General features: G+C 68.5%; 22 protein-coding genes and 1 riboswitch. Of the genes, 14 read left to right on the top strand and 8 right to left on the bottom strand.

From position 1 onward, the window contains the following. Window positions 1-23: 23 nt before the first annotated feature. The 3 genes from ASD59_RS02060 to ASD59_RS02050 form a co-directional block, all read right to left on the bottom strand. The gene (locus tag ASD59_RS02060) at window positions 24-686 is read right to left on the bottom strand and encodes an aspartate/glutamate racemase family protein (RefSeq protein WP_055827549.1); all 663 of its coding nucleotides are present in this window, start codon (window positions 684-686) and stop codon (window positions 24-26) included. Beyond that, the gene (locus tag ASD59_RS02055) at window positions 686-1684 is read right to left on the bottom strand and encodes a D-cysteine desulfhydrase (protein WP_055827546.1); all 999 of its coding nucleotides are present in this window, start codon (window positions 1682-1684) and stop codon (window positions 686-688) included. Before ASD59_RS02055 ends, ASD59_RS02060 begins: the two co-directional genes overlap by 1 nt. A gap of 137 nt (window positions 1685-1821) precedes the next feature. Further along, on the bottom strand, window positions 1822-2253 hold the full coding sequence (locus ASD59_RS02050; RefSeq protein ID WP_055827543.1) for a BLUF domain-containing protein: 432 nt from the start codon (window positions 2251-2253) through the stop codon (window positions 1822-1824). A 320-nt stretch (window positions 2254-2573) separates the two neighbouring features. Here ASD59_RS02050 and ASD59_RS02045 point away from each other — a divergent pair, with 320 nt between their 5' ends. The 5 genes from ASD59_RS02045 (at window position 2574) to ASD59_RS13800 (ending at window position 7814) form a co-directional block, all read left to right on the top strand. Then, window positions 2574-3197: a TetR/AcrR family transcriptional regulator gene (locus tag ASD59_RS02045; RefSeq protein ID WP_055827540.1), complete on the top strand. Its 624-nt coding sequence runs from the start codon at window positions 2574-2576 to the stop codon at window positions 3195-3197. Between the two features lie 37 nt (window positions 3198-3234). Continuing rightward, window positions 3235-4059 (top strand): TIGR02587 family membrane protein, encoded by an 825-nt coding sequence (locus ASD59_RS02040; protein WP_055827538.1) that lies wholly within the window; start codon window positions 3235-3237, stop codon window positions 4057-4059. 4 nt (window positions 4060-4063) lie between these two features. Beyond that, window positions 4064-4486 (top strand): hypothetical protein, encoded by a 423-nt coding sequence (locus ASD59_RS02035; protein ID WP_055827535.1) that lies wholly within the window; start codon window positions 4064-4066, stop codon window positions 4484-4486. A gap of 41 nt (window positions 4487-4527) precedes the next feature. Next, a riboswitch (TPP riboswitch) is annotated at window positions 4528-4636 on the top strand. Window positions 4637-4767: 131 nt separating this feature from the next. Beyond that, a complete protein-coding gene (thiC, locus tag ASD59_RS02030; protein WP_055829623.1) occupies window positions 4768-6597 on the top strand; it encodes a phosphomethylpyrimidine synthase ThiC in 1830 nt (609 codons plus the stop codon). 167 nt (window positions 6598-6764) lie between these two features. Next, window positions 6765-7814 carry a CBS domain-containing protein gene (locus tag ASD59_RS13800; RefSeq protein ID WP_056617238.1) on the top strand — a complete coding sequence of 350 codons (1050 nt, stop codon included), beginning with the start codon at window positions 6765-6767 and terminating at the stop codon, window positions 7812-7814. A gap of 398 nt (window positions 7815-8212) precedes the next feature. Here ASD59_RS13800 and ASD59_RS02025 read toward each other — a convergent pair whose 3' ends face one another. Next, window positions 8213-8758 carry a hypothetical protein gene (locus tag ASD59_RS02025; RefSeq protein ID WP_056617243.1) on the bottom strand — a complete coding sequence of 182 codons (546 nt, stop codon included), beginning with the start codon at window positions 8756-8758 and terminating at the stop codon, window positions 8213-8215. 90 nt (window positions 8759-8848) lie between these two features. Beyond that, complete coding sequence (locus tag ASD59_RS14720; protein WP_327019538.1) at window positions 8849-8992, bottom strand: hypothetical protein; 144 nt, start codon at window positions 8990-8992, stop codon at window positions 8849-8851. Between the two features lie 302 nt (window positions 8993-9294). Here ASD59_RS14720 and ASD59_RS02020 point away from each other — a divergent pair, with 302 nt between their 5' ends. Continuing rightward, window positions 9295-9813, top strand: a complete 519-nt coding sequence (locus tag ASD59_RS02020; RefSeq protein WP_055827530.1) for a hypothetical protein — start codon at window positions 9295-9297, stop codon at window positions 9811-9813. 8 nt (window positions 9814-9821) lie between these two features. On the opposite strand, the gene ASD59_RS02015 is transcribed toward ASD59_RS02020, so the two are convergent. Continuing rightward, entirely contained in the window at window positions 9822-10484 is a 663-nt protein-coding gene (locus tag ASD59_RS02015; RefSeq protein ID WP_055827527.1) for a DsbA family oxidoreductase, read from the bottom strand. Window positions 10485-10764: 280 nt separating this feature from the next. Between ASD59_RS02015 and ASD59_RS02010 the strand changes: the two genes are divergently transcribed. The 3 genes from ASD59_RS02010 (at window position 10765) to ASD59_RS02000 (ending at window position 13199) form a co-directional block, all read left to right on the top strand. Beyond that, the gene (locus ASD59_RS02010; RefSeq protein WP_055827524.1) at window positions 10765-11106 is read left to right on the top strand and encodes a hypothetical protein; all 342 of its coding nucleotides are present in this window, start codon (window positions 10765-10767) and stop codon (window positions 11104-11106) included. A 217-nt stretch (window positions 11107-11323) separates the two neighbouring features. Further along, the gene (locus tag ASD59_RS14655; RefSeq protein ID WP_055827521.1) at window positions 11324-11728 is read left to right on the top strand and encodes a DUF2141 domain-containing protein; all 405 of its coding nucleotides are present in this window, start codon (window positions 11324-11326) and stop codon (window positions 11726-11728) included. 10 nt (window positions 11729-11738) lie between these two features. Further along, complete coding sequence (locus tag ASD59_RS02000) at window positions 11739-13199, top strand: carotenoid oxygenase family protein (RefSeq protein ID WP_055827518.1); 1461 nt, start codon at window positions 11739-11741, stop codon at window positions 13197-13199. 46 nt (window positions 13200-13245) lie between these two features. Here ASD59_RS02000 and ASD59_RS01995 read toward each other — a convergent pair whose 3' ends face one another. After that, complete coding sequence (locus tag ASD59_RS01995; RefSeq protein ID WP_055827514.1) at window positions 13246-14025, bottom strand: LytTR family DNA-binding domain-containing protein; 780 nt, start codon at window positions 14023-14025, stop codon at window positions 13246-13248. 64 nt (window positions 14026-14089) lie between these two features. Between ASD59_RS01995 and ASD59_RS01990 the strand changes: the two genes are divergently transcribed. Further along, a complete protein-coding gene (locus ASD59_RS01990; protein ID WP_055827512.1) occupies window positions 14090-14506 on the top strand; it encodes a DUF2141 domain-containing protein in 417 nt (138 codons plus the stop codon). Here the strand turns inward: ASD59_RS01990 and ASD59_RS01985 are convergent. Further along, window positions 14493-15194 carry a TetR/AcrR family transcriptional regulator gene (locus ASD59_RS01985; RefSeq protein ID WP_055827509.1) on the bottom strand — a complete coding sequence of 234 codons (702 nt, stop codon included), beginning with the start codon at window positions 15192-15194 and terminating at the stop codon, window positions 14493-14495. The genes ASD59_RS01990 and ASD59_RS01985 overlap by 14 nt on opposite strands. A 176-nt stretch (window positions 15195-15370) precedes the next feature. Between ASD59_RS01985 and ASD59_RS01980 the strand changes: the two genes are divergently transcribed. The 4 genes from ASD59_RS01980 (at window position 15371) to sucD (ending at window position 21544) form a co-directional block, all read left to right on the top strand. After that, window positions 15371-17569 carry a TonB-dependent receptor gene (locus ASD59_RS01980; RefSeq protein ID WP_055827506.1) on the top strand — a complete coding sequence of 733 codons (2199 nt, stop codon included), beginning with the start codon at window positions 15371-15373 and terminating at the stop codon, window positions 17567-17569. Between the two features lie 136 nt (window positions 17570-17705). Then, window positions 17706-19217, top strand: a complete 1512-nt coding sequence (locus ASD59_RS01975) for a spinster family MFS transporter (protein WP_055827503.1) — start codon at window positions 17706-17708, stop codon at window positions 19215-19217. A gap of 180 nt (window positions 19218-19397) precedes the next feature. Beyond that, window positions 19398-20588 carry an ADP-forming succinate--CoA ligase subunit beta gene (gene sucC / locus ASD59_RS01970; protein WP_055827500.1) on the top strand — a complete coding sequence of 397 codons (1191 nt, stop codon included), beginning with the start codon at window positions 19398-19400 and terminating at the stop codon, window positions 20586-20588. A gap of 53 nt (window positions 20589-20641) precedes the next feature. Then, complete coding sequence (gene sucD / locus ASD59_RS01965; protein WP_055827497.1) at window positions 20642-21544, top strand: succinate--CoA ligase subunit alpha; 903 nt, start codon at window positions 20642-20644, stop codon at window positions 21542-21544. Window positions 21545-21653 lie beyond the last annotated feature (109 nt).

Raw genomic sequence — 21653 nt, 5'->3', positions numbered from 1 at the left:
CCCGATAGGCAACTCTCAGCCGGTCACTTGCACCGGTTCACGCACGCCTGCGCCAGCACCTCGGCCGAATCCACCAGCGGCACGGACACGTCCTCGCTCCCCAGCAGCAGCGGCACCTCGGTGCATCCCGCGATCACCGCCTCGGCCCCGGCCGCGACCAGGGTCGCCGCCAGACGCCGCATCTCGGCGCGCGGCGCCTCGCCCAGGTCGCCGCGCTTGACCGCATAGACGCAGGCCATGAAGGCCTCGCGCGCGGGGCCGCTCAGGCGCACGATCTTCACGCCCTTGCCCTGCAGGGCGCGCGCGTACAGGGCCTCGCCGCCGGGCGTGGCCAGGACGCCGATCTTCTTCGCCCCGCCCGCCGCCGCGGCCTCGGTCGTTTCGGCGATCATGTCGACGAAGGGCAGGCCGACCTTCTTGATCCCCGCCGCCTGGGCGTGGGCGGTGTTGCACGGCATGCACAGGACCTGGGCCCCGGCGTCGCGCAGCCGCATCGCCATCTGCCCCAGGGTCGCCTCGGCGGCGTCGGACTGGCGGTTGCGGTCCGGCACCTGCGGGTTGATGTCGGCGATGATGCGGATGTGATCCTGATCGCCCTGCGCCGGCGTCAGCGCCTGCACCCGCGCCAGAAACGCCACCGTCGCCGCCGGCCCCATGCCGCCCAGCACTCCAAGAACCTTGCCCATCAGAGCGAACCCTCAATCTCGGCCTGGTACCCGAACAGGCCTTGCGCCCCTCCGGTGTGCAGGAAAACCACCGTCTCGTTCTCGAACCGGCCCGCCTTCGCCAGGGCGATCAGCCCCTTCATCGCCTTGCCGGTATAGACCGGATCCAGCACGATCGCGTCGGTCCGGGCCGCCAGTTTCAGCGCCTCGATCACGGCGCCGTCGATGAGGCCGTATCCCTCGCCCACATAGTCGCAGTCGGCGACCACCATCCGGTCCTCGACCGCGTCCGGCCGTCCCAGCAGGGCCGCCGTCTCGCGCGCCAGCTTGAGCACATTCTCTTCCTGCCTGGCCTTCGGCGCCCGCACCCCGATGCCCAGCACCGGAATGTCGGCCCCCATGACCGCCAGCCCGGCCACCAGGCCGGCGTGGGTCCCGGCGCTGCCCGTCGCCGTCACGATCCGGTCGATCTGCATATCCAGCTCGTCCGCCTGGACCACGATCTCGCGGGCGCAGTCGACATAGCCCAGGGCTCCGACCGGGTTCGAGCCGCCGCCGGGGATGATGTAGGGCTTGCCGCCCCGGGCCCGGACCTCGGCCGCCGTCTTCTCCAGTTCGGCCGGCATGTCGCTGCCGCCGGCCACGGTGCGGATGCCCGCCCCGAACAGCCGGTCCATCAGCACATTGCCGTTGCGGGTGTAGTCGATGGCTTTCGACCCCGTCCGCTCTTCCAGGATGACCTCGCAGGCGAAGCCGTGCGCCGCCGCCGCCGCCGCCGTCTGGCGCACATGGTTCGACTGCACCGCGCCCTGGGTGACCAGGGTGTCGGCCCCCTGCTCCATCGCGTCGCCCAGCAGGAATTCCAGCTTGCGGGTCTTGTTGCCGCCCCCGGCGAGGCCGGTGCAGTCGTCGCGCTTGATCCAGATCTCGACGCCCAGCGCCTCGCTCAGCCGCGGCAGCGGCTCCAGCGGGGTCGGCAGATGGGCGAGACGGACGCGGGGAAAGCGGGCGAGATGCATGGTGGAGCTCCGATGTGGGCCCCTTCTAGACGCCTCCGCCCGATTTGCCGAACCGCTTCGCCGTTGTCCCGGGCTGAGGGCCCGCCAGCCCCGGCGCGCCGTGGGTCCGGATGGGATCCGCGGCTGTCGCCGGCTGATCAGGCCGGCGCGGAGGCTCTGGCCGCGTCGGCCTTTTGCAGCGCGTCCAGCAGAATCGCGACCACCTCGCGCGGCGTCAGCTCGTCATGGTCGGTCAGACTGTCCAGGGCCGCGCCGTGAACCGGCGTGATCCGCGCGTTGGCCATGGACCAGCGGCTGAACAGCCGCTCGGAGATCGGCTCGCGACCGATCAGGGTGACGTCGCGGTGACGGGGGTCGTTTTCCAGCCGCCGCAGCAGGGCGTCCAGCGCCTGCCCGGATCCCTCGACGACCTGGATATAGCGGTCCCGGTGCGCGGCCAGCACGCCCGTCAGGCCGTCCCGGTCGTTGTTGCGCTGCGACTCGGCCAGAATGACCGCCAGGTTGCCAAACGAGGCGGTGGTGCCCGTCGCGGTGCTTTCATAGACCAGCCGTTCCAGACCCAGACTCATGTTCACCCTCTTTGCGTCGAGCCTTAATGCGGGGCCGCCGTCCCGGTTGCAGGCCGCTAAAGATTTGCCCCTGAACGGAAATGTCCGTTTCCCGACATCCGCTCGTCCGGCGCGCCGGCGCGAGCCCGGGAAAATTTTTAACCGGCGCGGAACGGTTTTTGAAGACCGCAGTTTCCCCATCGGACCTTGCGGCGATGCGCGCTCGACAGAGTCCTCCGCGGCCCGGTCTTTGCCACGCCCCCCGACGCAGACCGGGCCGCATCTTCCTCTTAACCCGGCCCCGCTTGCCGACTCAGGTCGCGCGGACCGATGCTGTGCGCATGGCCGAATCGCCCGCCCCCGTCCTCGCGAGACTGCGTGACCGAAACGCCACCGAGACCGCCATCGTCGCGGCCGGCGAGCGCATCCTGTTGCGCGACGGCTTTCCCGGCCTGAACGTCCAGACCCTGGCCGCCGAAGCGGGCTGCGATCGCAAGCTGGTGTACCGCTATTTCGACGGCGCCGACGGGGTGGTGACGCGCATCGCCGACCGCGCCCACGCGGCCCTCGCCGCCAGCCTCGCCTCCATTCCGCAGGTCGAAACCGCCTCCTTGCGGACCTTCGCCCGCATCAGCCTGCTGACCTGGCTGGCCGCCCTGCGCGCCAGCCCCCTGAGCCTGCGGTTGATGGCCTGGGCCCTGGTCGAGGATTCCGACCGCTTGCGCCGGATAGAGGCGGACCGCGCCGCCGTGCTGCAAAACTGGATGCGCGAGCGGCGTCCCCGTCTGCGCGTCCCGCCCGAGGGTGATCCGACCGCCCTGAACGCCGTCCTCCTGGCCGCCGTCCAGCACCTGGCCCTTTCGGCCGAACGCCGCGGCGGCGTCGCCGGTCTGGCCCTCGACGCGGAAGGCTGGCCCCGCGCCGAGGCCGCGCTGGACCGCCTGTTGCTCGCCTTCCCGGACTGATCGGGAGCTTCGGCGCTCCGGAGGCGTTGGGGACCCGATGATCGCCAGGCTCGCCATCAACCCCGGCCGGGAGCGCACCTATGCCGCGGGCCTGGGGCGCGCCTTCGGCGGAGCCCTGATCTTCGCCTTCCCCCTGTTGATGACGATGGAGATGTGGGCGTTCGGCGTCGCCATCCCGCCCGCACGCCTGATCGCCCTCGTCCTGCTCGGTCTGCCGCTGCTGTACGGCCTGTCCGACTACGCCGGCTTCGACGCCCGGCGCGGCTGGCGCAACGACCTGTTCAACACCCTGTCCGCCCTGGCCGTCGGCTTCGCCACCGCTGCGGCCTTCCTCGCCCTGTTCGGCCTGCTGGGTCCCGACGTCACGGCGGCGGAGGCCATGGGCCGGATAACCCTGCAGGGCGTGCCCGCCGCCATCGGCGCGACCCTCGCCCGCCGCCAGCTCAGCGCCGGCGCCGAGGAGGGCGCCGAGGACACCGCGCCCTATTATGGCGAGCTCTTCCTGATGGCCGCCGGCGCCCTGGTGCTGGCCTTCAATGTCGCCCCGACGGAAGAGGTCATACTGATCGCCTGGCAGATGGCCGGCTGGCAGATCCTGCTGCTGGCCCTGCTCTCGATCGTCCTGCTGCACCTGCTGGTGTTTTCGGTGGGCTTCGCGGGTCAGGAGTCCGCCAGCCACCCCGGCGCGGCCCTGTTCCTTTTCACCATCGTCGGCTACGCCATCGCCCTGCTGGTCAGCCTGTTCGTGCTGTGGGTGTTCGGGCGGCTGGACGGCCAGGCGCCGGCGATGATCGTCTCAACCACCGCGGTGCTCGCCTTCCCCGCCGCCCTCGGAGCCGCCGTCGCGCGGCTGCTGGTCTGATCCCATGGCCCGAAAGCCCGCCTCCGCCCGCCCGTCCCCCGCCGGCAGGCCCCCTGCGTCGCGGCCCCTGCTCGAATGGGCCGTCGCCGGCCTCGGCCTGGTCGTGACCGTCGGGGTGCTGATCGTGCTGGCCCTCGCCGCCCTGGCGCCCGCCTCGCCGCCGGAGCTTTCGGCGCGCGCGGCCTCGGTCACCCCGGTCGCCGCCGGCTTCCGGGTCGAGGTCGAGGTCAGCAACAGCGGCCGCGAGACCGCCGCCGCCGTCGAGGTCGAGGGCGTCCTGACCCCGCCCGCCGGCGCCCCCGAGACCGCATCCGCCACCCTCGACTACGCCCCCGGGGGCGGCAGCGAGACCCTGACCCTGCTGTTCCGCGAGGACCCGCATCAGGGCCGGCTCGAGCTGACGGTGCGCGGCTGGTCCGAGCCCTGAGCCTTGCCGATTGAAGCGCGCGCCGGTCGGGCGTAGGGTCGCGCCGTTCTCCGGGGGGTCGCATCCGAGCGGCTGAGATTGGCGTGATCGCCTGACCCGTCGAACCTGATCCGGGTCATGCCGGCGAAGGGATGGGAAACGCTCGGTCCACACGACAGGACCACCATGCCGACGTCGGCGCCCTCAACACCGAGGCCGCCATGAACATCGCCGTCACCCCGCCCGTCACGCCCGCCGAGCCCAATGTGGATCTGGCCCTCAAGGACGCCCGCGAGGCGGTGATGAAGGAGACCGGCACCATCCCGACCGGCGAACGCGCCGGGTCGCGCAAGGTCTATGTCGCCGGCGAACTCTATCCCGACATCCGCGTCCCCTTCCGCGAGGTCGCCGTCCACCCCAGCGCCAATGAGCCGCCGGTGACCATCTATGACTCCTCGGGCCCCTATACCGACCCGACCGTGACCATCGACATCAAGCGCGGCCTGCCGCTGGTGAAGTCGTCGTGGCAGCTCGACCGCGGCGACATCGCCCCGGTCCTCAACCCCCGCGAGGTCAGGCCCGAGGACAACGGCCACGCCTCGGGCAAGAACCTCGCCCCCCGTTTCGACACCTCGAACCACAAGGTCTTCAAGGGCGTCGAGGGCCGCCCGGTGACCCAGTACGAATACGCCAAGGCGGGGATCATCACCCCCGAGATGGAATACGTCGCCATCCGCGAGAACCTGCGCCGCGAACAGTCCGCCCCCTGCATCCGCGACGGCGAGGACTTCGGCGCCAGCATCCCCGACTTCGTCACGCCGGAGTTCGTGCGTCAGGAGATCGCCCGCGGCCGCGCCATCATCCCGCACAACATCAACCACCCCGAGGTCGAGCCGATGATCATCGGCCGCAACTTCCTGGTGAAGATCAACGCCAACATCGGCAACTCGGCCGTCCTCTCCAGCGTCGACGACGAGGTCGACAAGCTGGTCTGGGCCACCCGCTGGGGCGCCGACAACGTCATGGACCTGTCGACCGGCCGCAACATCCACAACATCCGCGACTGGATCATCCGCAACTCCAGCGTCCCCATCGGCACCGTGCCGATCTACCAGGCGCTGGAGAAGGTCAACGGCGTCGCCGAGGACCTGACCTGGGAGGTCTATCGCGACACCCTGATCGAACAGGCCGAACAGGGCGTCGACTATTTCACCATCCACGCCGGCGTCCGCCTGCCCTTCGTGCCGATGACCGCCAGACGCGTCACCGGCATCGTCTCACGCGGCGGCTCCATCATGGCGAAATGGTGCCTGTCGCATCACCGCGAGAGCTTCCTCTACGAGCATTTCGAGGACATCTGCGACATCATGCGGGCCTATGACGTCTCGTTCAGCCTCGGCGACGGCCTGCGCCCCGGCTCCATCGCCGACGCCAATGACGAGGCCCAGTTCGCCGAGCTGCGCACCCTCGGCGAACTGACCAAGATCGCCTGGGCCAGGGGCTGCCAGGTCATGATCGAGGGCCCCGGCCATGTGCCGATGCACAAGATCAAGGCCAATATGGATGAGCAGCTGAAGCACTGCCACGAGGCGCCCTTCTACACGCTCGGGCCCCTGACCACCGACATCGCCCCCGGCTACGACCACATCACCAGCGCCATCGGCGCGGCCATGATCGGCTGGTTCGGCACGGCCATGCTCTGCTACGTCACGCCCAAGGAGCACCTCGGCCTGCCCGACCGTCAGGACGTCAAGGACGGCGTCATCACCTACAAGATCGCCGCCCACGCCGCCGACCTGGCCAAGGGCCACCCGGCCGCGAGGCTGCACGACGACGCCCTCAGCCGCGCCCGGTTCGAGTTCCGCTGGGAAGACCAGTTCAACCTCGGCCTCGACCCCGAGACGGCCCGCAAATACCACGACGCCACCCTCCCGAAAGAGGCCCACAAGACCGCCCATTTCTGCAGCATGTGCGGCCCGAAATTCTGCTCGATGAAGATCAGCCAGGACATCCGGCGGGATGCGGCGGCGCAGAACGACGCGGGCGGCTCGCTGGCCGAGGCGGAGGCCGGGATGGCGGAGATGAGCGCGAAATTCAGGGCCGGCGGCGGGGTGGTGGAGGTGAAGGTGTGAGGCCCGCCTTACTCTGTGGTTTTGTGATCCAAAAGGGTGCCGGCAACGTGGTCCTCATTTCTGGCCGCAGCCAAATGTCTTCCCAACCTTCAGTTATTCGGTTGAGATGAAGCAGACCGCCGCCCCTTGGACGTTGGGCTTTGAAGGTTGCGGACCGAGGAGCGGTAATGAACGGCGATAAGCTAAACCAGATCGCGAAAACCCTTAAAGGCAAGGGTGAGGCTCCGGTCGTTTCCACCCGCCAATTTCTCTGGTGGTTCGGTGCTCAGCGTCGAGGATATGTCGTCGTTTGGAAGATTCGGAAGGCGTTGAAAGATGCGGGATTGGTTACGGTCCCGGATTTTGAGTCAGCCTATATAGATGCGCTCATCTCCTTCGAACTACACGATTACAATAAGAAGAAGCCCATCGATGCCGCCGCCACCGAGCTTCCGCCAGCCGAGCCTTCGGGGGCGGTTTCAGCAGAGAACGAACTGGTCCGCCAAGACCCGACCTATCGCGTCAGCAAGCTCGCTGCGGCTAACCAAGGGGTTATAAGCGTCAAGCCAGACTCGACTATTGAGCAAGTCGTGACCGTTATGCTCGAACGTGATTTCTCCCAAATCCCGGTTATGACTAGCGAACGCGAAGTTAAGGGTATAATTTCGTGGGGCTCGATAGGTGCCAAAATTGCTTTATCTACCAAAGCGCCGTTTGCTCGCGACTACATGGAGAAGGCCTACGAGGTTCGGCACTCTGATTCCATGTTTGATGTTATACAGACTATAGTTGCTCGAGACTGCGTGCTTGTCCGCTCTGAAGAGAACCGTATTTCTGGCATCATCACAGCTAGTGATTTAAGCGTTCAGTTTCGGCAACTATCGGAACCATTTCTACTGCTTAGTGAGATCGAGAATCTCCTACGTATAATGATCGATCGCCGTTTTGACGTTGAAGAGCTCCGCGGATGTGTCGATGAAGAGGACGCAGAGCGACAAGTGATCGGTGTCGCGGATCTAACCTTCGGAGAATATATTCGCCTCTTAGAGAACCCAGAGCGGTGGGCGAAATTTGGAATTGCAATCGACAGAACGATATTCTGCAAGGGCCTTGATGACGTCCGCCGGATAAGAAACGACGTTATGCATTTCGACCCTGACGGGGTGCCACCGTCTGATTTGGAGCGCCTTCGCGACTACACAAGATTTCTTAGCCGGCTCCAGCTTCTAGTCGGGTAAGTACGCCTCAACCTCGACCACATCATAGCCTTCGCCTATGAGCCAGACGGTGGGCGGCACCAACTAGGTGCCGCCCACCCGCTCCTTATTCCCTATCGGGGAATAAGAATCGGCCACGCCCTAAGACCGAAGTCCTTGGCGTAGAGCACGTCCCCAGTCGACCGGCACTTCCGCGAAGCGCGGAAGATGTACCGGTAACCGGGGGGCGCCGGAGGGAGCTTGCGCGCCATCCTGTGCCCTCCCGGGGCGCTGTGAACCTTGAATTTACCGCCGTCGTGGCATAAGAAGAACTTGCGACAGACCTTCTTTGGTGCATCCAAGGCTTCCTTACCGGCGAGCCCCGTTGTGCCCGATAAGGAAATGGATCAGCCCGGGTGTCCGCCCGGGCTTTTCTAATTCTACGGCATGGCCATGGCCCTCACGATGGCGGCGATCTTCTCGGCCTCGGCGGTCGTAAGGTCGAACGGCATGCCGTGGATGCGGACAACCACATCGGGACGGATGGGGATCGGGAATACGTTCGTCGGAGAGACGTGGGTCGTGTCGAAACGCGGCACCGGGTCCTGAACCTTGGTCTGAACATGCGCCTTCGGCGGAGAAGGCTTCTTGCCTCCCTCTGATTTCGGCTTCTTGCTGGAACCACCAGGCTTGAAGGCGGCCGGATTGTCCAGATAGGCCACAAAGTCATTAATCGAGGCATTCACCCGGCTCCGATAAACGGTCAGGCTATCCGGCGTGTAGTTCTTGCCCTCAAGGTTCACGAACCGCGTCATGACCTGGTCGAGGTTCAGGGCGGTCACGTCCCCGGTCTCTTCCGGATCAAGGACACCAAGCATCTTCGACACCGCAGCGCGGCGCCCCCCGACCGTGTTCCGGGGCATCAGGCCTTTAGAGCCGAGGTATTCCAAGAAACTCAGCAGGGCGGAAAGAGAGCGATCAGACATGGGAATTCTCCGTCATGCTCACATTATGCATGAACGAGATCGTCTTGTCAATCCAATAAACATAAACAGGCTTCGCCGTATGGGGCGGAATCACCACTCCCCCGCCATCCCCCTCAACGCCTCCTCGAACACCCCCGCCGGCTGCCCGCCCGAGATCAGTCCCTTCCCCTCCACCACCACGGCGGGCACCCCGTTGATCCCGCGCGAGACCCACAGCGCCTCCGCCGCCCGCACCTCACCGGTCCCTTGTCATCCCGGAAGCCGCGCAGCGGCTATCCGGGACGGCACAGCATCCACCCCCCGCCCGCCCGGAAGGCGCACCGCGCCTGTCCGGGCGACAGGTCAGGGCCGCGCCGCATGGCTCCCGGCTCAGCCCTGACGGGCTGTCCGGGAGGGCGGACGGGGAAACCCCCGTCGTCCCGGCTCTGCGCCGCTGCGCGGCTGGGCCGGGATGACAAGGCAGGCGCTGGCCCGCCCCCGTCCAAATCTGACGTACCCCGGGTCTATCCTCCCTCCTGATCACAAGGGAGGACCCCATGCCCGACGGCGCCCCCGCCACATCCACCAACGGCCATCGCAGCGCGCCCGATGAGGTCTGGGCCCAGGTGCGCCAGGACTATCTGGCCGGGATTTCCGCCCCCGAATGCTGCCGGCGTCACGGAGTCGGGCTGACCGCGTTGCGCAAGCGGGCGGCCGGCGAGGGCTGGCGGCGGGCCGACCAGCCGTGGACGCCGCCGGTCCGGCTGGACCCGTGGGACGAGGGCGTGCTGCTGGAGGACCGGGTCGCCGGCGACCTCGACAAGGTCGAACTGCACGAACTCGAATGGATCGCCGACCGGCGGATGATGCGGGCCGTCCTGCGCGGCGACGCCGTCGAGGCCCTGCGCTGGCGCCGGGTACGCGCCGTGATCGAGTCCGACGCCCGGGAGCTGGCGCGGCGGATCCACGCCGACGAGGTCCTGCGCTGCGCCTTCGAGGAGAGCGGCCCCCCGCGCGAGGCGCACGATGTGAACGATGTGAACGGTGTGAACGATGTTTCCGGACCCGGCGCGTGAGCGCCGACTCAGCCCCCGGCGGCCATCTGTCTGAGGGCCTCCTCGAACACCCCCGCCGGCTGCCCGCCCGAGATCAGCCACTTCCCCTCCACCACCACGGCGGGCACGCCGGTGATCCCGCGCGAGACCCACAGCGCCTCCGCCGCCCGCACCTCGGCCGCATAGAGGTCGTCGGCCAGCACCTCGACCGCCTTGTCCCGGTCCAGCCCCGCCGCCGCCGCCGCTTCGGCGAGCACCACCGCGTCCGTCATCGTCCGGCCCTCGGTGAAATGGGCCGTGAACAGCGCCGCCTTCAGCGCCCTCTGTTCCGCCATCCCCACCGTCCCCGCCCAGTGCAGCAGCCGGTGGGCGTCGAAGGTGTTCCAGATGCGCCCAGCCGGCCCCATCCGCATCTCGAACCCCGGCCAGGCTTCCGCCGCCCGCTGGGTGATCATGGCCCGGTTGGCCGCCGACTGTTCGGGGGTCGAGCCGTATTTGCGGCCGATGTGGTCGACGATGTTCTCGCCCTCGGGCGGCATCTGCGGGTTCAGCTCGAACGGCTGGAAATGCACCTCCGCCTCGATCCCCTCGGCCTTCAGCGTCGCCAGCGCCGTCTCCAGCCCGCCCAGCCCCACCACGCACCAGGGGCAGACGATGTCGGAGACGAAGTCGATGTGGAGGGTCTTGGGCATGGGGCGGTCTCCGTGTCCGCCGCATATGGCCCTTCCCCCATTTCGGGGGAAGGTGGCAGGCGAAGCCTGACGGATGGGGGCTGTCGGCGGCGAACGCTGCTCGCTGACGGCGAACCGGACAGAGCCCCCATCCGAGCCGCTGCGCGGCCCACCTTCCCCCGAAATGGGGGAAGGACGACGACCTCCAATCCGCAAATCCGGCCTCATGACCGACCCTGTCCCGCCTTGCTCAAATACCGCTGATCGCCTACCCATTGAGGACCATCCCGGGGAGGATCCCATGTTCAAACGCGTCCTGGCTATCGCAACGCTCGCCCTGGCGCTCGCGGGCTGTGTGCCGGCCGGCGGCATTCCCGGCGCCGGCTTCCTCGGCACCTTCGGCCAGCCGGCGGGCGATCACCCCTCGCAGGTCGACGCCGTCATCACCCGGGTCGAGGCCGGCGCCGGCGCGGCCCAGGCCGCCGGCTGCAGCGCCGCCCCGACCGGCGTCTGCGGCGGCTGCACCGCCGTCTGCCCCGCCGGACAACCGGCCCGGTGCGCCACCGGCGTGACCCGCTACGCCGCCCCGGGGTCCGGCCGCGCCTCGACCTGCGTCCGGGAGGCCGTCTGCGCCTGCGGCTAGGCCACGTCGGCTCCACCCTCGCCGAACTCCGCGCCGCCTGCCCCGCGCCGCCTGCCCCCGGAGGCCTGTCCGCCCGCGCTTCGTGAACGCACGCCCGCCGCCGTTCGCGAACGGCCGCCTGCAAATCCCGCAATCCTGAGGACGGGGGCCCCGGCCCCGCCCCAGGGTCGGTCCATCGAAACGGCCCGGTCGTCGGGCCCCGTTCAAGGACCGCCCCATGCTCTTCCTCGCCGCCGCCCTGCTGCTCCTGACCACCCAGGCCGCCCCCGCCGACTCCAGCGTCGTCGTCACCTTCGAGACCGGGGCCCGCACCGGCTCGGTCATGGTCGCCCTCTATGACTCCGAGGCCGCGTACAACGGCGGCCCCGCCGTCGCCCGCCTGGCCGTCCCCGCCGACGGCCCCGTCGTCGCCCGCTTCGACCACCTGCCCGCCGGCGACTACGCCGTGAAGGCGTTCCACGACGTCAACGGCGACGGCCGGATGAACGCCAACCCCTTCGGCATCCCGATCGAGCCCTACGCCTTCTCCAACAACGCCGTGGGCAATATGGGCCCCGCCCGCTGGGCCGCCGCCCGCTTCCCCGTCTCGGGCCAAACCGCCCAGACGATCAGCATCCGCTAGGGGCCCCCTGATGCAAGCCTCCCGCCGGAACTTCCTCATGGGCGCCGCCGCCCTCTCCGCCGCCGTGGTGACGCCGGAAACGGTCCGCGCCATGGCCGCCATGCAGGCCTCGGCCGACTGGGCCCTGGCCACCGCCGACCTCGAGGCCGACGTCGCGCCGCGGGTCCTGCGCCTCGTCCACGGCCGCGCCCCGGCGGGCCTGACGGGGACGCTGTTCCGCAACGGCCCGGGCAAGTTCCGCCGCCCCGGCGGCTCGGCCACCCACTGGTTCGACGGCGACGGCCTGATGCGGGCCTTCCGCATCAACGACGGCCAGGTGACCCTCGACGCCCGCTTCGCCGACACCCCCAAGCGGCGCTGGGAGAGCGAGATCGGGGCCGTGGTCTCGCCCGGCTTCGGCACCGCCGGCGACGCCCGCGCCCGGGTCGGCTCCAACGACGACGTCAACGCCGCCAACACCGCCGTCATGCTGGCCGGCGACGAGGTCTGGGCCCTATGGGAAGGCGGCTCGCCCCTGGCCATGTCCGCCGCTGACCTGTCGACCCGGCGCTTCGTCAGCCTGCGCGACGACCTCAAGGGCATGCCCTTCCAGGCCCACCCGCGCTACGACCCCGACGGCACGATCTGGAACATCGGCCTGAACGGCGACAAGGCCATCGTCTGGCGCCTCAACGCCGACCGCAGCCTTAACACGGCCCAGCTGATCGACCTGCCGCGCGCCAGCTTCATGCATGACTTCACCGCCACGGCCCGCCACCTGATCCTGGTGCTCCAGCCCTGGGTCTTCGACCACCGCGGCATGCCCTACGCCAGCCAGTTCGCCTGGAAGCCCGAGCTGGGCACCCAGATCCTCGTCGTCGACAAGGCCGACCTGTCGCGCCGCCGCCTCTTCGACCTGCCCGCCTTCAGCTATTTCCATCTCGGCGACGCCTGGGAGGATAGGTCCGGCACGATCCGCTTCGACGTCGCCGCCGGCAAGGACGTCGCCTTCGCCATCGACGGCGCCCGCGTCCTGGTCGAGCAGCGCGGCTCGGTCCCCGGCGAGCATGCGGTGCTCAAGCTGGTCACCCTCCACGCCGACGGCCGCGCCGAACTGGCTTCCTCGGGCGTCACCGCCGAGTTCCCGAAGAACGACCCGCGCCGCGCCGGCCTGCCCCGCCGCCTGACCGTCCACGTCGCCGGCGAGCGCCCCGACCGCCCCCTGCCCACCGGTCTGGCGACCTGGAACTGGGACAGCGGCGTATCCGACTACTTCAACTTCGGGGTCACCCAGATCGTCGAGGAGGCCGTCTTCGTCCCCCGCGGCCCGGACGAAACCGACGCCTGGCTGATCGCCCCGTCGATCAATCTGCGCGAGGGGGTCACCGAGCTGCACGCCTTCGACGCCGCCTGCGTCGCCGACGGCCCGGTCGCCACCTGGCGCGCCGACGTCGCCCTGCCGGCCGGCTTCCATGGCGTCTGGGCGGGGTAGGAAATGGCCTCAGGCAGCGCGAGGCGCGGCAGGCCAGGGAAGGAGCTCAGTACCAGCCGGCCTCGCGCAGGGCCCTGGCGTAGCGGCGGCTCACCGGCGCCTCGAGCCCGCCCTCGAGCGTCAGGGTGGCCCGGCCGTCGCGCCGGCTCACCCCGCGCACCGCGTCCTTCGCCACCCACCAGCTGCGGTGCGTCTGGGCGCCCTCCAGCCCCTCCAGCTCGGCCAGGGCGTCGGACAGCCGCATCAGGATCAGGTCCGAACCGCGGTCGGTATGGAGGCGCAGATAATGGTCCTCGGACTGGACCGCCCGGATGACCGCGCCCCTCAGCCTGAACGGCACCCGGTCGAGGAACCGCGCCGGCTTCGCCCCCGCCGCCGCCGCATGCGTCTGGACCGGCGTCCGCCCCAGAAAGACGTTCAGGGCGCTCAGCGTCCCGGTCACCACCAGCACCGGCCCGAGGAAGTCCGGCAGCCGCGCCAGCGTCACCGACCGGTCGTCGTCGAAGAACCAGCCCGTGACGGCCCAGACCATCACCGCCAGCGGCCCGGAGATGACCACCGTCAGGGCCGCCACCGCCAGCCATGGCCGCGCGTCGATGTCCACGCGCCGCTCGACCAGCCGCGAGCACAGATGCCCCCACAGGGCCCCCATCAGCATCACCGGCAGCCAGTATGTCAGCCGGAACCCCAGCGACACGTCGTGCATGCCGAAGGCCCCGGTCAGGGCCAGCAGCACGCCGCCGGCCAGGGCCACGGCGATCCCGCGCAACAGCCGCCTGTCGATGGCGATGCGCACGACATCCGGCCCGGTCTCGCTCGCGCTCATGCTGGACGGCCTCCTCCAGGCGTGGTCTGTGGATCCGCCCTTGAGACCACGAAACGGACCCGGAATGAAGCGCGCATCGCTGTTCGCCGCCGCCCTTGTGCTGGCCGCCGCCCCGGCCGCGGCGGCCGAGCTGACGCTGGCCCTGTCGACCCGCGCGTCCGGGGGGCGGATCGCCATCGCGGTCTACCGCGACGCCGACGCAATGCGCCGCGGCGAGGGCGCCGTGCGCACCGCCCTGATCCCCCGCACCGGCCGGGTGACGACGACCACGCTCGCCGGCCTGACGCCCGGCCGTTACGCCGTCGCCGCCTTCCATGACACCGACGGAAACGGCCGCCTCAGCACCTGGCCGATCGGCCTGCCGAAGGAGGCCTACGGCTTTTCCCGCAACGCCCGCGGCCGCTTCGGTCCGCCGGCCTTCGACGCCGCCGCCTTCGACCTGCCCGCCGCCGGCGCCCGCCAGGAGATCAGTCTTCGCTAGGCAGGCACACCGCCCGGAACCCCGCCGCCGCGAACCGCACCATATAGTCGCAGGCGCTCTCCAGATCGCCCGAGCGGCACAGGCCGCCCGACAGCCGGTCCAGCCTCCCCGTCTCGCCCAGGGTCAGGGTGAGGGCCCCGGACAGGTTGTGATAGGCCCAGTACAGATCGACCTCCCGCGCCTCGGGCATGATCTGTTTGATCAGCTCGATCAGCCGCCGGATCGCCGGATCGAAATAGCGGGCCATGGTCTCGCCGCCGAAGGTCGGGTTGGCGTTGGTCTGGGCCACCAGGGCGGAATAGTGCTTCCACCCGGGGCCGCCCTTCAGCGACCACTGGAACGGCGGGCGCAGGAAGGCCTCCAGCAGCCCCTCCAGCGTCATCCCGCCCGGCCCGGCCTCGCGGGCATAGCGGTTGACCGCATCGACCCGCTCGTTGTTCCAGACCTCGGCCCGGCGCAGGAAGACGGCGTCGAACAGCCCCCGCTTGGCCCCGAAATAATAGTGCACCAGCGCCGTATCGACCCCGGCCTCGCGCGCTACCTCCCGGATCGTGACCCCATAGAAGCCGTGCTTCGAGAACAGGTCCTCCGCCGCGTCCAGGATCAGGTCGCGAGTGTCGGCCGAACCGGCCGCCTTGGCTTTCGGGGGACGTCCGCGTCTGGCGGCCGGCGCATCGAGCTTGGTCATGAGCCAAGCTAGGCTGCATTCCCCCGGCTGTGCAACGGCGCCACAGGTCGGGACGCTGCTGACTTCGGGGAAGCTGCGCTGTTTGACAGGCGGCCGAAAACGATTACGTTCCGCGAAAATCATTGAACGCTGAATAAAAGCGTCTCGGGCTGGAAATCATTGGATTGGGGCTACACATGAATCGCTACGTAAAGACCGCCTTGCTTGCGGGGGCCGCCTGGAGCGCGCTCTCGACCTTCGCCGTGGCCCAGAATGTCGGACCGCAGGACCAGGCGTCCGCGCTGGACGACGTGGTCGTCACCGCCCGCCGCCGCGACGAACTGCTGAAGGACGTGCCGATTTCGGTTTCGGCCCTCGGCGAGGAGCGGCTGGAGCAGACCGGCGCTTCCGACATCACCGCCCTGCAGCAGCAGACGCCGAACGCGACCGTACAGGTCGCCCGCGGCTCCAACTCCACCCTGATCTCCTTCATCCGCGGCGTCGGCCAGCAGGATCCCCTGTGGGGCTTCGAGCCCGGCGTGGGCCTCTACGTCGACGACGTCTACGTCGCCCGCCCGCAGGGCGCCGTGCTGGACATCTACGACGTCCAGCGCATAGAGGTGCTGCGCGGTCCGCAAGGCTCACTCTACGGGCGCAACACGGTCGGCGGCGCGATCAAATACGTCACCAACCGCCTGTCGCATGACCCCGAACTGACGCTGCGCGGCGCCTACGGCAGCTATAACCAGGTCGACCTGATGGCCTCGGGCAGCCTGCCGCTGGCCGACACTTTCCGCGTCGGCGCCGCCATCGCCAGCTATCAGCGCGACGGCTACGGCGAGAACATCAACACCGGCGCCGAGCACTATAACAAGGACGTTCTGGCCGGCCGCCTGAGCGCCGAATGGGAACCCCGCGAGGAGATGTCGATCCGCCTGGCCTATGACCGGGTCCAGGACGACTCCAACCCCCGCCACGGCCACCGTCTGGTCGCCGGCGCCACCCCGGCCGGCGCGGTTCTGCCCAGCGTCTATGACACCAACGCCGGCCTCGGCGACGACAACTCGGTGATGAGCCAGGGCGCTTCCGCCACCGTCCAGATCGACCTGAACGACCACTGGACCTTCAAGTCGATCACGGCCTGGCGCGAAGGCGAAACCACGACGGTGATCGACTTCGACAACACCCCGGCGGCGACGCTGGACATCCCGGGCTTCTATGCCGACGATCAGCTGACGCAGGAGTTCCAGTTCCTGTTCGACTACGACCGGATCCAGGGCGTGGCCGGCTTCTTCTATCTGGATGGCCATGCGGAGGGCGCTTTCGACACCGTCCTGGGCAATGCGGGCTTCGTTATCGGCACCAACGGCCAGGTGAACACCGAGAGCTGGGCGGGCTTCGCCGACGTCAACCTCGACCTGACCGACCGCCTGCACCTTGGCCTTGGCCTCCGCTATACGCTGGACGACAAGGAGGGAACCGTGTTCCGCGCCAACTACGCCACGGCCACCCGCAGCCCGTTGCTCGGCGGCACGCCGCGCGCGCCGACCCTGCTCCGGACCAGCTACACCCGCTCCAAGGACTTCAGCCAGTTTACACCGCGCATCGCCCTGTCCTTCGATCTGACGGACGACATGACGACCTACGCCTCGTACTCACAGGGCTTCAAGTCGGGCGGTTTCGACATGCGGGGCGACGCGATCCTCACGCCCAACACCGTCAACGGCTATGATCCCGAAACGGTCAACTCCTATGAGATGGGCCTGAAGGGCGCGCTCGACCGCCTGACGTTCGCCGCCTCGATCTTCTACAACGAATACAAGGACCAGCAGGTCACCACCCAGGTTCCGGCTGTCGCCGGCATCGCCAGCTTCGTCGACAACGTCGGGTCCTCGACCTTCTACGGCGCCGAGTTCGAAGGCCAGCTGCGTATCCTCGACAGCCTGTCGGCCAACTTCGCGGTCGGCTATCTGAACTCCGATTTCGAGGAGTTCCTGCGCTACAACCTGACCACCCTGGCGTTCGAGGACATCTCGGATCAGGTCGTGCTGCAGAACGCCCCGGAGTGGACCGGCTACCTCGGCCTGACCTGGATCGGCGACGTGGCCGGCGGCAGCCTGGCGGTCACACCCTCGGTCAGCTACCGCGGCGACTCCAGCATGTTCGAGTTCCCGAACCCGATCCTCGATCAGCAGGCCTACACCCTGGTCGATCTGGCGATCGTCTGGACCGACCCGAGCGACCGCTACACCCTCGGCCTCTACGGCAAGAACCTGACCGACGAGGAGTACCGCGTCGGCGGCTACAACTTCCCGGGCGCGCTCTTCGACAACTCGATCATCGGCTACTACGGCCCGCCGCAGACGGTCACCGCCTCGCTGCAGGTCAAGTTCTGATCACCACGACTCCTGAAACCTGATCCATCTGATCATGGGCGGCGGTTCTCCTGAGCCGCCGCCCTTTTTCTTTGGCGCTGCTGAAAAGCGCCGCTACCGTTCGGCCCAACCAGAAGACCAAATCGAGGGAAACGCCATGACCGCCACGGACGCCGCCGCGCCCGCCGTTCGGCCCGGATATCGCTTCTACGTCCTGGCGATCCTGATCCTCGTCTATATGCTGAACTTCCTGGATCGGCAGATCATCGGCATCCTGGCGGCGCCGCTGAAAGCGGAGTTCGGCCTGTCCGACAGCCAGTTCGGCCTGCTGGGCGGGATCGCCTTCGCCTCGGTCTATTCGACCCTCGCCATTCCCCTGGCCTGGCTGGCCGACCGTTACAGCCGCGTCTGGATCATGACCGGCGCCCTGGCGGTGTGGAGCGGCTTCACCGCCCTGTGCGGCGTGGCCGGATCCTTCACCCAGCTGTTCCTGTTCCGCATGGGCGTTGGCGTCGGCGAGGCGGGGGGCGTGGCCCCGGCCTATTCCCTCGTCGCCGACTATTTCCCGCCGCATCAGCGGGCGCGGGCCCTGGCGGCCTTCGCCTTCGGCATTCCGCTGGGCACGGCGGCAGGGACGCTCGTCGGCGGCCTGCTGGCCGCGACCTACGGCTGGCGCACGGCCTTCATCGCCGTCGGCCTGCTCGGCGTGGTGCTGGCGCCGGTGCTTCTGTTCACGGTGCGCAATCCCACGCGCGGCGGAACCGACACGGCCAAGACCGAGGCCGAGCTGGCGGTCATCGCCGCCGCGCCGGTGGTCGGCTCCGGCCGGGCGGGCGCGATCGCGGCCCTGATCATGCTGGGCATCGGAGCCGGCGCCCTGACCCTCGCGGCCCTGATCCATTTCGCCGGCCTGGCCCTCGGCAATCCGCTGGTGTTCGCCTTCGGCGGGCTGCTGGCCATGGTGATCGGCATCTCCCTGACCATCGCGCGCCGCACCGCCTCGGCGGTCATTCCCAAGCCGAGCTTCTGGCTTCTGGCCCTGGGCGCGGCCTCGTCCTCGGTGTGCGGCTACGGCGTCGCCGGCTGGCTGCCGCTGTTCTTCATGCGCAGCTTCGGCCTGACCCTGTCTCAGACCAGCTGGTACTACGCCGGCATCGCCCTGATCGGCGGGACCCTGGGAATCTGGGCCGGCGGCGCCATCGCCGACAAGCTGTCGAAGCGCGGCAAGGGGGCCTATCCCCTGACCCCCGCCATCGCCTTCCTGATCTCGGCGCCCATGTTCATCCTGGCCATGAACTCGCCGTGGCTGATCGGCCTGGTGATCCCGGGCGGCGGCACCAACGCCCAGCAGCTGATCCTGGCCTTCCTGATCTTCATCATCCCGACCGGATTGAACCTGGCCTGGCTGGGGCCGATCACCGCCTCGATCCAGCACCTGGTTCCGGCGCCGATGCGCTCGACCGCCTCGGCCCTGTTCCTGCTGATCAACAATCTGCTCGGGATCGCCGTCGGCTTCTACTATTTCGGCTGGATGAGCGACCTGCTGGCGCCCCGCTTCGGCGAGGAGAGCCTGCGCTGGGCCATCTACACCGGCATGGGCTTCTATCTGCTGGCGGCGGTGCTGCTGATCGGCGCCTCGCGGACGCTGAAGAGGGACTGGGTCGACTAGAAGGTTCCAGGTTTTAGGTTCCAGGTTCCAGGGATCAGGTTTTGGCGCTGCGACCGCGGCGGAGCTCCGATCCTCCCTGGCCCCTATCCCCTGGAACCTGTTCCCTCGCCTGTTGCGCCTGCGAAGGCGCAGCCCCTATAAGCGCCGCAACTCCTCCCAGCAGTCCGGCGGCGCCTCCCCATGAACATTCACGAATACCAGGCCAAACAGGTCCTGAAGGGCTTCGGCGCACCGGTCGCGGCCGGCGTGGCCATCACCTCGGCCGACCAGGCCGAGGCCGCCGCGCGACAGCTGCCCGGCCCGCTCTATGTGGTGAAGTCGCAGATCCACGCGGGCGGCCGCGGCAAGGGCAGGTTCAAGGAACTGGGGCCCGACGCCAAGGGCGGCGTGCGCCTGGCCTTCTCGATCGAGGACGTGGTCAAGAATGCGAAAGAGATGCTGGGCAATACGCTCGTCACCGCCCAGACCGGCCCGGCCGGGAAACAGGTCAACCGCCTCTATATCGAGGACGGCGCCGACATCGACCGCGAACTGTACTGCTCCCTGCTGGTCGACCGCTCGACCGGGCGGGTGTCCTTCGTGGTCTCGACCGAGGGCGGCATGGACATCGAGGCGGTCGCCCACGACACGCCCGAGAAGATCCTCACCATCGACATCGATCCGGAAGCCGGCGTGACCCCTGCCAATGTCGCCGAGATCAACACCGCCTACGGCCTGACGGGCGCGGCGGCCGAGGACGGCAAGACCCTGTTCCCGATCCTCTACAAGGCCTTCGTCGACAAGGACATGGCCATGCTGGAGGTCAATCCGCTGATCGTCATGAAGGACGGCCGTCTGCGGGTGCTGGACGCCAAGGTCAGCTTTGACGGCAACGCCCTGTTCCGCCACGAGGACATGAAGGCGCTGCGCGACGAGACCGAGGAAGACGCCAAGGAGATCGAGGCCTCGAAGTGGGACCTCGCCTATATCTCGCTGGACGGCAACATCGGCTGCATGGTCAACGGCGCCGGCCTGGCCATGGCGACGATGGACATCATCAAGCTGTACGGGGCCGAGCCCGCCAACTTCTGCGACGTCGGCGGCGGCGCCGGCAAGGAGAAGGTCGCGGCGGCCTTCAAGATCATCACCGCCGACCCGGCCGTGAAGGGCATCCTGGTCAACATCTTCGGCGGCATCATGAAGTGCGACGTCATCGCCGAGGGCGTGGTCGCCGCGGTCAAGGAAGTGGGGCTGAAGGTGCCGCTGGTCGTCCGCCTCGAAGGCACCAACGCCGAGCTGGGCAAGAAAATCCTCAAGGAGTCGGGCCTCGACATCACCCCCGCCGACGACCTCGACGACGCCGCCCAGAAGATCGTCGCGGCGGTCGGCTGAAGCTTCGGCTTCGCCACCGACCGTCCCGCTGACCGAATAATCAGAGAATATCCATGTCCATCCTCGTCGACCGCAACACCAGGATCATCGTCCAGGGCCTGACCGGCAAGACCGGCGGCTTCCACACCGAACAGGCGCTGGCCTATCACGGCACCAGGATGGTCGGCGGCGTGCACCCGACCAAGGGCGGCCAGACCTGGACCGGCTCGGGCGGCGAGACCCTGCCGATCTACGCCTCGGTGGCCGAGGCGCGAGACGCCACCGGCGCCGACGCCTCGGTCATCTATGTCCCGCCGGCGGGCGCCGCCGACGCCATCATCGAGGCCATCGAGGCCGAGATCCCCTTCATCACCTGCATCACCGAGGGCATCCCGGTGCTGGACATGGTGCGGGTCAAGGCGCGGCTGGATCGGTCGAAGTCCCGCCTGCTTGGCCCCAACTGCCCCGGCATCCTGACCCCGGACGAGTGCAAGATCGGCATCATGCCGGGCTCGATCTTCAAGAAGGGCAACGTCGGCATCGTCTCGCGCTCGGGCACCCTGACCTATGAGGCGGTGTTCCAGACCACCAACGAGGGCCTCGGCCAGACCACGGCCGTCGGCATCGGCGGGGACCCGGTCAAGGGCACCGAATTCATCGACGTGCTGGAGCTGTTCCTGGCCGACGACGAGACGCAATCCATCGTCATGATCGGCGAGATCGGCGGCGGGGCCGAGGAGGACGCGGCCCAGTTCCTGATCGACGAGGCGAAGAAGGGCCGCAAGAAGCCGATGGTCGGCTTCATCGCCGGCCGCACCGCGCCCAAGGGCCGCACCATGGGCCACGCCGGGGCCGTCGTCTCGGGCGGCAAGGGCGACGCGGAGTCCAAGATCGCGGCCATGGAGGCGGCAGGCATCCGCGTCTCGCCGTCGCCCGCGCGTCTCGGCACGACGCTGGTGGAAGTCCTCAAGGGCTAGGCGCACCGCCTCCCTTCCCGACCGTGATCCTCGGGCTTGACCCGAGGATCACGGTCTGAGAGTGCAGCCCGACTTGTCCCGGCGCCGGGACAAGAGACGTACGAATTTC

The sequence above is a fragment of the Brevundimonas sp. Root608 genome (assembly GCF_001427825.1).
GTDB lineage: Bacteria > Pseudomonadota > Alphaproteobacteria > Caulobacterales > Caulobacteraceae > Brevundimonas.
The sequence above is the reverse complement of the archived record's forward strand: the minus strand, read 5'-3'. Positions and strand labels throughout refer to the sequence as shown.